12 protein-coding genes are annotated in these 12,558 nt (G+C 32.9%); 9 read left to right on the forward strand and 3 right to left on the reverse strand.

The annotated features are described in order from the left end of the window. Nucleotides 1–328: site-specific integrase (locus tag SPAR10_RS10140; protein WP_004253944.1), on the reverse strand; the 328-nt coding region annotated here is incomplete at its 3' end. 90 nt (nt 329–418) lie between these two features. Between SPAR10_RS10140 and SPAR10_RS10145 the strand changes: the two genes are divergently transcribed. Next, on the forward strand, nt 419–1,384 hold the full coding sequence (locus tag SPAR10_RS10145) for a polyprenyl synthetase family protein (protein WP_004253947.1): 966 nt from the start codon (nt 419–421) through the stop codon (nt 1,382–1,384). Nucleotides 1,385–1,630: 246 nt separating this feature from the next. On the opposite strand, the gene SPAR10_RS10150 is transcribed toward SPAR10_RS10145, so the two are convergent. Beyond that, nucleotides 1,631–2,419, reverse strand: coding sequence for a hypothetical protein (locus SPAR10_RS10150; RefSeq protein ID WP_004253949.1), 789 nt, complete (start codon nt 2,417–2,419; stop codon nt 1,631–1,633). A 240-nt stretch (nt 2,420–2,659) separates the two neighbouring features. Between SPAR10_RS10150 and pezA the strand changes: the two genes are divergently transcribed. From pezA to SPAR10_RS11310, 6 genes are all read left to right on the forward strand, one after another. Next, nucleotides 2,660–3,136: a type II toxin-antitoxin system antitoxin PezA gene (pezA, locus tag SPAR10_RS10155; protein ID WP_004253951.1), complete on the forward strand. Its 477-nt coding sequence runs from the start codon at nt 2,660–2,662 to the stop codon at nt 3,134–3,136. Then, nucleotides 3,136–3,906, forward strand: coding sequence for a type II toxin-antitoxin system toxin PezT (gene pezT / locus SPAR10_RS10160; protein WP_004253954.1), 771 nt, complete (start codon nt 3,136–3,138; stop codon nt 3,904–3,906). The genes pezA and pezT overlap by 1 nt, the downstream gene beginning before the upstream one ends. A gap of 12 nt (nt 3,907–3,918) precedes the next feature. Further along, nucleotides 3,919–4,548 (forward strand): AAA family ATPase, encoded by a 630-nt coding sequence (locus tag SPAR10_RS11305; protein ID WP_004253956.1) that lies wholly within the window; start codon nt 3,919–3,921, stop codon nt 4,546–4,548. Nucleotides 4,549–4,631: 83 nt separating this feature from the next. Continuing rightward, nucleotides 4,632–6,170, forward strand: a complete 1,539-nt coding sequence (locus SPAR10_RS10165; protein WP_004253958.1) for an ATP-dependent nuclease — start codon at nt 4,632–4,634, stop codon at nt 6,168–6,170. Nucleotides 6,171–6,173: 3 nt separating this feature from the next. Beyond that, nucleotides 6,174–6,923: a UvrD-helicase domain-containing protein gene (locus SPAR10_RS11270; RefSeq protein ID WP_004253962.1), complete on the forward strand. Its 750-nt coding sequence runs from the start codon at nt 6,174–6,176 to the stop codon at nt 6,921–6,923. Continuing rightward, nucleotides 6,863–8,194 carry a 3'-5' exonuclease gene (locus tag SPAR10_RS11310; RefSeq protein WP_269770994.1) on the forward strand — a complete coding sequence of 444 codons (1,332 nt, stop codon included), beginning with the start codon at nt 6,863–6,865 and terminating at the stop codon, nt 8,192–8,194. Before SPAR10_RS11270 ends, SPAR10_RS11310 begins: the two co-directional genes overlap by 61 nt. A 521-nt stretch (nt 8,195–8,715) precedes the next feature. On the opposite strand, the gene guaA is transcribed toward SPAR10_RS11310, so the two are convergent. Further along, complete coding sequence (guaA, locus tag SPAR10_RS10175) at nt 8,716–10,278, reverse strand: glutamine-hydrolyzing GMP synthase (RefSeq protein WP_004253965.1); 1,563 nt, start codon at nt 10,276–10,278, stop codon at nt 8,716–8,718. A 140-nt stretch (nt 10,279–10,418) separates the two neighbouring features. On the opposite strand from guaA, the gene SPAR10_RS10180 reads away from it, so the two are divergent. Beyond that, nucleotides 10,419–11,117, forward strand: a complete 699-nt coding sequence (locus SPAR10_RS10180; RefSeq protein WP_004253969.1) for a GntR family transcriptional regulator — start codon at nt 10,419–10,421, stop codon at nt 11,115–11,117. Nucleotides 11,118–11,353: 236 nt separating this feature from the next. Further along, on the forward strand, nt 11,354–12,544 hold the full coding sequence (metK, locus tag SPAR10_RS10185) for a methionine adenosyltransferase (protein ID WP_004253971.1): 1,191 nt from the start codon (nt 11,354–11,356) through the stop codon (nt 12,542–12,544). Nucleotides 12,545–12,558: the final 14 nt, after the last annotated feature.

Consider the following 12,558-nt stretch of genomic DNA (forward strand, 5'->3'; position numbering starts at 1 on the left):
AAATACTTTTCAAAATGTCATAGGGAATTGTTTTAGGTAATATTTTTTCCGTTCTAAATTGAAAACGTAATTGATTAAAAGGATTCTCATCAACTAAATTCTGATATTTCAAGTAGTTGTAAAACACCTTCAAACTAGCGATTTTGCGACGTAATGTATTAGATTTAAGATTGGATTTTATCAAATGTTCAACATAGGTTTCCACACGGGTGTAATTTGAATTGTAAAATTGCAAAATATCATTTTTGTAAGCTCTAATCGTATGTGAACTTAAGCGTCTATGAGTTTCGCAGTGGTCTAAGAAAGTAGAAATAAGTGTATAATCCATGAAAATCTCCTTCATCAATAATCATGCTATTATAAACTTATTTGGGAGCTTTGTATAGTGATAATAAATAGTTATCACTAGGAGAATACTATGGAAAAGACACCAAAAATTACGTTAAATAGTGAAGAAAAAGATTTTTTGTTCACTATTGATTCTAGGATTAAATCAATACTGCTTGAACTACCAGTACAATATCATGAGATACTTCAAGTGGTGAATGGGAGTCGTTTCAGACCGTTGTTAACATATTATGGTTATAAGTTGTTTTCTGAGAATCTAAATGAAAAAGTTTACAAATCTGCAATAGCTATTGAGTTAATTCATAAATCCTCTATTATTATTGATGATATTATAGATCAAGACGATAAAAGACATAGCATATACACAGTACATAAGCAATATTCTATTGATGAAGCCTTAGTAATCACAGTTTTTTTATTAGGAAAGTGTATTGAATTATTATCTGAAATTGATGATTCTACGATTAGGATATTTAGCCAAATGATTATTAGAATGTGTCAGGGAACAATACAAGAATTGAATATTGATATTAATGTAAGTATTGATAAAATAAAAGAAATCTTAGATAACCAAACTTCACAAGTTATTCAAAATTGTTTAGTGATTGGCATGAAATCATATGATCCTGAATTAGACAATCAACATTTAGCAATTATTGGTTATAAATTAGGCTACTTATTTCAATTACTAAATGATTGCGAAGCATACTTTAATCCTGAGTTCACTGTAAAATACAAAGGGAATCATAATTTTGATATTAATAAAAGTAGGAAAAATTTATGTTACGTTTACCTTGAACAGTTTCTCTCTAATAAAGAAAAATTGAGACTTCAGAATAAAGATAAGGTGACTAATATAGAAATTCTATTGAATAAATATAGTGTGTTAAAACATATAAAAAATGAAGTTTCGTTAATTGAGTTTGATATTAAAAAACAATGTGAAGTTTTAGAAAAAAATCACTCTATGGAAAGATTAAATTATTTTATTGATTATTCAATTAAATTAGCGAAGGTGAGAGCGGGGATTTATTAAAATAAAAGAGCAGAGATTGGAATTCTCTGCTCTTTTAACAACACTAATTTTGTGATAAAAATGGTTGAAGTAACCTATATAGATTTATCAAAATGGGGATGTAACCTATCGGATTGAGTGTTTTTCCATTGAATAACTGTGGAAAGTTCGGGGAATCTTTATAGAGTTTAAATAGTTCAATATAATCTTTATTAAGTTGTTTATTACTGTAATCAGTAATATCATATTCCTTTAGTTGCATTATTTTTATTTTTTTATTATCTCTTTAATATATTTCTTCCAAAGATAGTCAAAAATTAAATAACCAAAGCCAATCAGTATAAAAATTATTCCCCAAGTAATTATAAATACTAGGTTATTAGGTGTATCTATTATTAATGTATATCCGGTAAATTTAATAGCAGATAGTGGAGTGGTTAAATAGAATAGAGCAGTATAAGCAATACCTAAAATTCCAAAATAATTACTAAATGAACTCATACTATCGGTAAATTTAACTATCCAATCACATTCAGATGGATTATGCAGGGAAATTGGTACTAATGAAATAAACTCTAATTTTGAAATTTTCCTTAATGTGAGAATATAAAGTATATACTTTAAATACAGTTGTATTGCAATAAATACAGTTAGAATTAAAGTAATTGCACCATAGATTGTAATTAGCTCCTGCAAGATAAGAACCTTTAATAATACTAGAGAAATGAAATAAATTAAACCAATTACAAAACAAATAGATATATTATACCATTTGTTTAGATAACTATTATTTTTACTGAATACTGGAAATAGTGGAAGATTATTGACTTTAGTACCTGAAATAGATGTTTTAAGGATTATTTCTTTTTTCATTAAATTTTGATATGTGATAATCTGGGCTAACAATAGAGAATTCACCCCGAAAACATATATATAATTGTATTTTAATGATGAATCAAAAATTGATACTATAATTCCAATAAAAATCCAACAAGTAAAAATAATTGTCCAAAAACATTTTTGAGATAAAATTTTATCAATTATTTTTATTTCCATAGTATTCTCCTACCGATAACTATTTATTATCACTAGTATACCATAGATTCATATCTCCAATATGTTTTAGATTATACTTTTCTTACTTTTTTATATTCTCAAAAACTTTTTGAACAGATTCATAGAACCTTTTCTTCAATAACTAAATATATGGTATTATATCCATCAGCAACAATGCACCAAAAATGGTGCATTTATCTTTTTTATGTTATAATAGAAATAAATAAAAGGAGGAGTTACATGATTGGAGAAAATATAAAAACGTTACGTAAAACACATAAATTAACGCAACCTGAGTTTGCAAAGATTGTTGGTATCTCTCGAAATAGTCTGAGTCGTTATGAAAATGGGACAAGTTCAGTTTCGACAGAATTAATAGATCGTATCTGCAAGAAATTTAATGTTTCGTATATCGATATCGTAGGGGAGGAAAAAATGCTTACACCAGTAGAAGATTATCAGTTAACTCTGAAAATTGAAGTGATTAAAGAACGAGGGGCGAATATCTTAGCGCAACTTTATCGTTTTCAAGATGAACAAGGAATTGCATTTGACGATGCTTCTAATCCTTGGGTTCTAATGAGCAATGATCTTTCTGATTTGATTAACACGAAGATTTATCTTGTTGCAACTTTTGAGGATGTGGAGCGATATAATGGCTATTTGGATGGCATTGAACGTATGCTAGAACAAGCTAGTCATCTGGTGGTGGCTTAATGAAATTAGAAGAATTTAGTCAAGATGATTTTGAACGAGCATCCAAACGACTTATCCGTTCTTTAACTCGTGGTAAAACAACTTCGTCTCAGCCCAAGGCTATCTTGCTAGGTGGACAGAGTGGTGCTGGTAAGACAACGATTCATCGTGTGAAACAAAGGGAATTTCAAGGCAATATCATTATCATTGATGGAGATAGTTATCGCTCTTTTCATCCGAACTATCTTGGCCTACAGGAAAAGTATGGAAAAGATAGTGTGGATTATACCAAAGTATTTGCGGGCCAAATGGTTGAATATCTCGTAGATGAATTGAGTAAACAAGGTTATCATTTGATAATCGAGGGCACCTTGAGAACAACAGAAGTTCCTAGAAAAACGGCACAATTATTGATAACTAGAGGATATCAAGTCTCACTTGCACTGATTGCGACCAAGCCAGAATTGTCCTATCTCAGTACTTTGATACGTTATGAGGAGCTCTATGCTATAGATCTTAGTCAAGCTAGAGCGACTCCCAAAGAACACCATGATGGAATTGTAGAACATTTAGTTGATAACTTACGGGAGTTAGAAAATGACAATATTTTTAATCAAATTCAAATTTTTCAAAGGGATCAATCGTGCGTTTATGATTCGGAAGTAGATCAGATCTCAGCAGCAGAAGTTCTACACGAATGCCTATTTGGAAAATGGAACAAGGTAGAAAAAGAGATGTTGAAGATAGGGCAGGAACGGTTGAGAGAGCTGGGGATGAGAACTCCAAAATAGGAAAGAATTTTTATGTATTTAAAAAGTTTATCAATAAAAAATTATAGAAAATATGGCGAAAAAGTTCAGGTAATTAACTTCGCTCATAGCAAATGGCCGGAAATTCCAAAAGATGAAGATGAAACAGAGAAAATAAATATAACAGAAGAGTATATATCAAAAAGTTCGTCATTAATTGTAGGTAAAAATAATTCTGGTAAAAGTACAATTGTCAAATTATTGAATACACTACAAAATAGTAAGTCAGGTAGTCGTAGTGTTTTTAAATATACCGATTTTAATTTAAAAACATTATCAGATTGGTATCACGAAAATATTGACAATAAATCTGAAGAAGAGATAGAAAGTATTGATCAATCTTATTTTCCTAAACTAGAGTTTCAGTTGATATTAGGAATCGATGATGGAAATGATTTGATTTCAAGTTTCGAAGATATATTAGTTGTAAGTGGTATAAAAACAGTAGAAACTCAAGAAAATCAAGATATTGCGGAAGTAACTATCGATATTAAGTATGAAGTGGCGGATGAGAAATCTTTTAAAGAAGAGCTTATTAAACTAAAAAAAGTAATTCAGAAACAGATAATCAGCAAGATAAAAATATCGTATATAAAAAAGAGATTCAATATCGACAATTTTTAGGTTTATTTAGCAGTAATTATTTTGTATTAAATTTTTATCCTATAGGAAAAGAGGAGCCTGCTAAAGAATTTTCTCTATCTTCATTGCTAAAGGTAGAAACAATAGAGGCAAATACGGTTAAAAATGACAAGACACTTTCGCAAGCTTACAATAAAATAGTCTCAACTTATATAAAAAATAATGATATAGCTACAATTGATAAATTAGTTGGTGCCATTAATTATCAAGTAAAGGATATGGTTGATACCAATATCAAGAATATTCTTCAGAGTGCAGTATCAAGCATTGAATCAACTAAGAATTTAAAGATGAATTTACATCCAGATGTAACTTTAGAGAAAATTTTTGCAAATAGTATTATTTATGAGTATCAAGAGGGAAATAATAATATACCTGAAAGCCAGTTTGGTATGGGATATACAAACTTGATGGTTATTATTGCAAAGATTGTTGACTACATTGAATTATACAGCAAGAAAGATATTAATGGTTCAGTAAATATTCTTTGTATTGAAGAACCGGAGTCGTTTATGCATCCCCAGATGCAGGAGCTGTTTATAAAGAATATTTCAAAAGCAATCGCTACCTTATTAGGAAAAAAACAGCAGCTAGATACATTTCAAATTATCATTACGACTCACTCAACACATATTTTGAACAGTAAGATTCAATCAGGAAATACACTTAATAATATTAGTTATCTAGGTCAAGCAGGTGTAAATAATATCATAAAGAACATAAGTGATGACGCAATAGTATCTGGTAGAAATATTGATAAAAAAGCTTATGAATATATCAAAAAATATTTAAGACTAGAGGTATCAGATATTTTCTTTGCTGATGCAGTTGTTTTAGTTGAGGGAGTTTCTGAAGAAACTTACCTGAGATATGAGATTGATAAACACCCAATATTGAAGAAGCATCATATTAAAGTTTACAGAATTGATGGAGCATACGCTCACCAGTTTATTAGTTTATTGGACTTATTAGAAATTAAAACTGTTATTTTTACAGATTTAGATTTAAAAAGATCTGAATCTGAAAAGAAAGTTGATATAAAAGATAATGATGATCCTGATCCTGATGTGATTCCACAAAACATATCAGATTTAGAGAGTAAATATGCAGCTGCAACGAGCTCCTTGAGTACGAATGGTACTCTGCAATATTTTATAAAAAAAGAGCTAAAAGATGAAGAAGCTAAATATGGTGAGATTAATAACAAGATAATCGAAAAGCTTAATAACAATGAAGAATTGATTATTGATTACAATAACATCACTATGTTCTCGCAAGGTAAAATAAATGGATATTATGCTACTAGCTTTGAGGAAGCAGTTGTTTTAACGAATGCAGGAAACGAAGATGAAAATAAATACAAGAAATCCTTGATTAAAGCACTACAATATGTCCATCCTAATATGAGGTGTTTTGGTGATATTGATGAAACATCAGAAATAGCCGATAAATCTTATATGTATCAAGTTAAATTATCTGATGGAAAATCAAGGTTTTCTACTGGGATTGTATATTTATCTGTAACTGATGACGACTTCAGCCTTAAACAACCTCAGTATATTGAATCAGGTTTGAACTCACTTTGTAGTTATTTTAAGGAGTAAAATATGACATATACGATTAGTCCAGAAAATAAACAACTAGAGTTAGACATTCAGAAAGATATTAATGAATGTTTAGATAACTTTGAGAGCTTTTGTTTTGATGCCGGTGCTGGAGCAGGGAAAACCTATGCATTACAAAAGTCAATTGAACATATTTTGAAGACGGAGGGAGAAAATTTAAAATTACGAAATCAAAAAATCTTATGTATCACTTACACTAATGCCGCAAAAGATGAGATTCTTAGTCGGCTTGGTAAAAATTCTTCAGTAGTAGTTTCTACAATTCATGAATTTCTATGGGGATTTATTTCTATTCAGCAAGAATTATTGACTAGAGAACATAAGAATAAAATTATAGACGAACTCCATTTAATTCAACAAAAGATAGATGATAGCCCTCTTTCTAGTAGTTTAGATCAGAGTGAATTCCAAAAAAATATCTGTGATGAAGGGTTCCTAAAAATCTTTTATAATACACCTAGTAGCCCAGCAAAAGATTTCAAAGAGAAGATTATAAGTTATAGTAAATACTTTGAACAGTATTTAAGTAGTGTTGAAAAATTTAGTAGTTTAGTCAAGAATGTTAACAAAAAGTGTAAATTTGAGATAACATTAAAGGAAATTGAAGAAAAAAATCACAAAAGATTATTTATAACCCAGTTCAAAACCGAGATAAGCTTGAAAGTTATGTCATTAGCCATGATACGTTATTACGATATTGTAAAAATATCATTACTGGTCAGAATATATTAAAAAGATTATTTTCAGATAGGTATCCATATGTTTTAGTAGACGAGTATCAAGATACAGATGGAAAAGTTATTGATATAATGGATAGCATCAGGGAATATTCAAATACTAAGAAAAAATTTATAGTAGGTTTTTTTGGAGATTCTTTACAAAGCATTTATGGTTCGGGGATTGGGATTCTTCCAAATAAACATGAATATAAAATCATTGAAAAAAAATTTAACCGACGTTCTTCTAAGCAGATTGTCGAGTTAATTGAAAAAATTAGAAATGACAATTTTGGTCAACAGTCTATATATAATGATTTTGATAATGGTTCTTATAATTTTTATGTTGCTGGTGATGAGTTTAACTTAGATACTTTTTTACAGGAAAATCAACTAATTAATAATACGGCTTGCCTTCTTATGAAAAATGATGATATTTCCAAAGCAAGAGGATTTGATGAAATATTATCAGTTTTGAAAAAGTTCCCCAGATTTAGTGGCAATAACTGGGATAATGTAAACAGTGAATTTTTACAGAAAAATCTACAACATATGGGGTGGTTCTTGAGAGAAATTTTAACTTTCATAGACTTTATTCAAAGGGCAGGGGATGATAATTCAACTGTCAGGGAGATTGTCCAGTTCGCAACTCCGTATAAATCAACACTAACATTTGCAGAGATGAAACAGTTTATCAATAGTTTGAGAGAGTTTAACCTATCAACATTGATAATTGATAAATGTATTGATGAAATCTCTAAAATCCAGAAACCAATCTCAGGTAATGATATTCTAAAAAAAATATTCTTGATAGATGATACCGCCGAGAACATTTTGTTGAATATAAAGAATCGTGCTTATGATTATTTTTACTATTCTCAAGATTCGGAGGAATCAGAAAGAGAAATGACAGTTGTTGATGAATTTTTTAATCTAGATATTTCTCAATTTATCAAGTGGTATAATTATATTTTTGATAATTTGAAAAATGAAGGAATTAGCTATTACACATTGCATGGCTCAAAGGGGCTAGAATTTGATAATGTAGTTGTTGTGCTACAAGATAAATTTGCAAAAAAAGAAAATTATTGTAAGTATTTTTTTGAAAAGTATAATACTTCAATTGATTCTGATTCACAATTTCAAGAAGTTCGCAATCTTTTATACGTTGCTTTTTCAAGAGCCAAGAAAAATCTTCATGTAATTTATAAAAATAATACTCCAGAAAATTTATTAGCGAATATAAAGGATATTTTTCAAGAAATTCACAATTTAAATTCATATTAGACATATGTTTATGAAGTTTTACTCTTTCATTTTTTATGTAAGTAGAAAATTTAAGTTGGACTATACTTGTAAAGTAATTCTAGCTGATTCCTAGATAAGATTATATCATCAAACTGATTTTGAAAAAATATAAATATAAGATGTACAAAACAACAATTTAAATGGTGTGAACTTTTCGGTAAAATCTAGCTCAATTCGTGTATTTTTAGTGTAAAATTCACACCATTTAAATGAAATTTATTCAAATTAGATGAAATTCTGTTTTCTGTAAATGTTGGAAAACATTGATTTTAAGACCATCTTGAAACTTATTCAAATAGAAATGTTTCCAACCAGGTCTTAAGAAAGCGCGTAAAGCATCAAATAATAGAAGAATAAAATTTAATATAAAAAAATCCCATCAGAATATTTCTGGTGGGGTTTTTGGTGGGGAACCAATCAATTTTGATTGATTTTTAACCTTTTATAATAATCGAAAATACTGTTAAAACAACCATTTCACTTCAAATTATGTTTATAAATCATTCCCACTCAACGGTTGCAGGTGGTTTACTTGTGATATCGTAGACGATGCGGTTAACGTGGTCAACTTCGTTTACGATACGAACTGAGATTTTTTGGAGAACTTCCCAAGGAATCTTAGCGAAGTCAGCTGTCATACCATCGATAGAAGTGATAGCACGGATAGCGATGGTGTAGTCGTAAGTACGTCCATCTCCCATAACACCTACTGAACGAACGCCAGTGTTAACAGTGAAATATTGCCAGATGTCGCGGTCAAGACCAGCTTTAGCGATTTCTTCACGAAGGATAGCATCTGACTCACGAACTGTTTCAAGTTTTTCTTCAGTGATTTCTCCCATGACACGGATAGCAAGTCCTGGTCCTGGGAATGGTTGGCGCCACACGATGTGGTCTGGCATACCAAGTTCAGTACCAAGAGCACGAACTTCATCCTTGTAAAGAGTGTTGAGTGGCTCGATCAGTTCAAACTGCATGTCTTCTGGGAGTCCACCAACGTTGTGGTGAGACTTGATGGTTTGAGCAGTATCCGTACCAGACTCGATAACGTCTGTATAGAGTGTCCCTTGAGCAAGGAATTTCACGTCTGTTAGTTTGCTTGCTTCATCGTCAAAGACATAGACAAATTCGTTACCGATAATCTTCCGTTTTTGTTCAGGGTCAGATACACCAGCCAATTTATCAAGGAAACGTTTGGCAGCATCTGCCTTAACGATGTTCAACCCAAACTTACCACCAAGCATATCCATAACTTGGTCAGCTTCTCCTTTACGGAGAAGACCGTGGTCTACAAAGATACAGATCAATTGATCACCGATGGCTTTTTGGAGAAGAACCCCAACAACAGAAGAGTCAACACCACCAGAAAGTCCGAGAAGAACACGTTTATCTCCAACTTTTTCACGAATTTGTTTGATTTGCATCTCGATGAAGTTATCCATAGTCCAGTCACCTTTGGCACCACAGATATTTAAAGCAAAGTTACGCAAAATATCATAACCGTGAACTGAGTGGCGAACTTCTGGGTGGAATTGGATACCGTAAATTTTCTTATCAGGGTTTTCAATAGATGCATAAGGACAGTCTGCAGAAGTTCCAGTACGAACAAAGTCAGCAGGAATTTCCGTTACAGCATCCCCGTGGCTCATCAAGACAAGTTGCTCATCTGGAGTACCCGCAAAAAGAGCTGATTCTGTGTGAGTCAATGTTGATTGACCGTATTCACGGTTACCAGCGTCACCTGCAGGAACAACCTTACCACCAAGCTTGTGAGTCAATAGTTGCATACCATAACAGATTCCCAAAATCGGAATACCGAGTTCAAAAATCTCTGGATCAATATCAAACGATCCTTCTTCGTAAACAGAGTTTGGACCACCTGAAAGTACAATCCCGATAGGATTGATAGCACGGACTTCGTCAGCCGAAATCTTGTGACTTTTTAGTTCTGAAAAGACACCAATCTCACGAATACGACGTGAGATGAGTTGGTTGTACTGGCTACCATAGTCTAGTACGATGATCTTTTCGACATCTTGCAAATCAGTTGAAATGTTGCTCATCTTTTCCCTTTCTTCAAAGAAATATCTTCTTGAATATTCTATCATAAAAGGGTTAGAATTACCAACCAAACAAGTGCGGTTTGACTTTTCCCTATGAGTTACGGTACAATGGAAAAAATAAAGAAAAGAAGTGATCAAGCATGTTACCAGCTTATATGAAAATCCACGACCAAATCAAGAAAGATATTGATGAGGGAAGTTGGAAAATTGGGGAAAGACTTCCAAGTGAGCGAGATTTAGCAGAAGAATTTGCCGTTAGCCGCATGACCTTACGTCAAGCAATCTCTCTTTTGGTTGAAGAAGGGGTTTTGGAACGACGTGTAGGTAGTGGGACCTTTGTTTCAAGTACACGTGTTCAGGAAAGAATGCGTGGAACAACTAGTTTTACGGAGATTGTTAAAGCTCAAGGGAAAACTCCGTCTAGTCACTTGATTTCTTATCGTCGAACCATTCCAAATGAGCAAGAAGTGGTTAAACTAGGTTTACTGCCAACTGATAATATCATTCGTATGGAGCGTGTTCGTTATGCGGATAAGGTTCCTGTTGTCTATGAAGTGGCGTCGATTCCTGAGAAATTTATCAAAAATTTCAAAAAAGAGGAAGTAACCAGGCACTTCTTTCAAACCTTGCAAGAGCATGGTTATCGAATTGGTAAATCTCACCAGACCATATACGCACGTTTAGCCAAAGAAAAGATAGCTCATTACTTAGAAGTTGAAAAAGGGCATGCTATTTTAGGTTTGACTCAGGTTTCTTACTTTGATGACGGAACGGCTTTTGAGTATGTAAAGAGTCAATACGTCGGAGAACGGTTTGAGTTTTATCTAGAAAATAATTAGTTTATAACATCACTCTTAGAGTAGAAACTCATCTACTTTAAGAGTTTTTATTTGGTTATGATTAGAAAACATTTTCCTAGTAAGAAAAATAGTAATCATACGAGTATTTTTCAAAGATTCGTGTTATAATAGTTAGGTTATATGGTCCCGATAAGGTGGTGGGATTGATTGTAAATACTCTTCCTACCAGTTCTTTGTAACTCTATAACGAATATTTTTTAAGGGGGGACATTTTTATGTCAGAACGTAAATTATTCACGTCTGAATCTGTATCTGAGGGGCATCCAGATAAGATTGCAGACCAAATTTCAGATGCTATTTTGGATGCTATTTTAGAGCAAGATCCAGAGGCGCACGTGGCTGCTGAAACAGCTGTTTATACTGGTTCAGTACATGTTTTCGGTGAAATTTCAACCAATGCTTATGTCGATATTAACCGAGTGGTTCGTGATACTATTGCAGAAATCGGTTATACCAATACAGAGTACGGTTTCTCAGCGGAGACGGTAGGAGTTCACCCATCCTTGGTAGAACAATCACCAGATATCGCTCAAGGGGTTAATGAAGCCTTGGAAGTTCGTGGGAATGCGGATAAAGATCCACTTGATTTGATTGGAGCTGGAGACCAAGGTCTCATGTTTGGTTTTGCAGTTGATGAAACTGAAGAACTCATGCCATTGCCAATCTCACTCAGCCACAAGTTGGTTCGTCGTTTGGCAGAGCTACGTAAGTCTGGTGAAATTAGTTACCTTCGTCCAGACGCCAAATCTCAAGTTACGGTTGAGTATGATGAAAATGACCAACCAGTGCGTGTGGACACTGTCGTTATTTCAACCCAACACGATCCAGAAGTCAGCAATGAACAAATCCATAAGGATGTAATCAACAAGGTCATCAAGGAAGTGATTCCAGCTTCGTACCTTGACGATGAGACTAAATTCTTCATCAATCCAACTGGTCGTTTTGTTATCGGAGGACCTCAAGGGGACTCAGGTTTGACGGGTCGTAAGATCATCGTGGATACCTATGGTGGTTATTCACGTCACGGTGGTGGTGCCTTCTCTGGTAAGGATGCGACTAAGGTTGACCGTTCAGCTTCTTATGCAGCTCGCTACATTGCTAAAAATATTGTTGCTGCAGGTCTTGCTAAGAAAGCAGAAGTGCAATTGGCTTACGCGATTGGGGTAGCTCAACCTGTATCTGTCCGTATCGATACTTTCGGTACAGGAACAGTAGCTGAAAGTAAACTTGAAAAAGCAGCGCGTCAAATCTTTGACCTTCGTCCTGCAGGAATCATCCAAATGCTTGACCTCAAACGTCCAATCTACCGTCAAACAGCGGCTTATGGACATATGGGACGTACAGATATTGATCTTCCATGGGAACGCTTGGATAAAGTAGAAGCCTTGAAAGAAGCCGTTAAGTAAACATAAAAAAGATT

The organism is Streptococcus infantis SPAR10 (genome assembly GCF_000279535.1).
Classification (GTDB): domain Bacteria; phylum Bacillota; class Bacilli; order Lactobacillales; family Streptococcaceae; genus Streptococcus; species Streptococcus infantis_I.

Excerpts from the sequence above, each read along its gene's own strand:
- SPAR10_RS10145 (WP_004253947.1), top strand. The coding sequence starts at position 419 with ATGGAAAAGACACCAAAAATTACGTTAAATAGTGAAGAAAAAGATTTT.
- SPAR10_RS10150 (WP_004253949.1), bottom strand. The coding sequence starts at position 2,419 with ATGGAAATAAAAATAATTGATAAAATTTTATCTCAAAAATGTTTTTGG.
- pezA (WP_004253951.1), top strand. The coding sequence starts at position 2,660 with ATGATTGGAGAAAATATAAAAACGTTACGTAAAACACATAAATTAACG.
- pezT (WP_004253954.1), top strand. The coding sequence starts at position 3,136 with ATGAAATTAGAAGAATTTAGTCAAGATGATTTTGAACGAGCATCCAAA.
- SPAR10_RS11305 (WP_004253956.1), top strand. The coding sequence starts at position 3,919 with ATGTATTTAAAAAGTTTATCAATAAAAAATTATAGAAAATATGGCGAA.
- SPAR10_RS11270 (WP_004253962.1), top strand. The coding sequence starts at position 6,174 with ATGACATATACGATTAGTCCAGAAAATAAACAACTAGAGTTAGACATT.
- guaA (WP_004253965.1), bottom strand. The coding sequence starts at position 10,278 with ATGAGCAACATTTCAACTGATTTGCAAGATGTCGAAAAGATCATCGTA.
- SPAR10_RS10180 (WP_004253969.1), top strand. The coding sequence starts at position 10,419 with ATGTTACCAGCTTATATGAAAATCCACGACCAAATCAAGAAAGATATT.
- metK (WP_004253971.1), top strand. The coding sequence starts at position 11,354 with ATGTCAGAACGTAAATTATTCACGTCTGAATCTGTATCTGAGGGGCAT.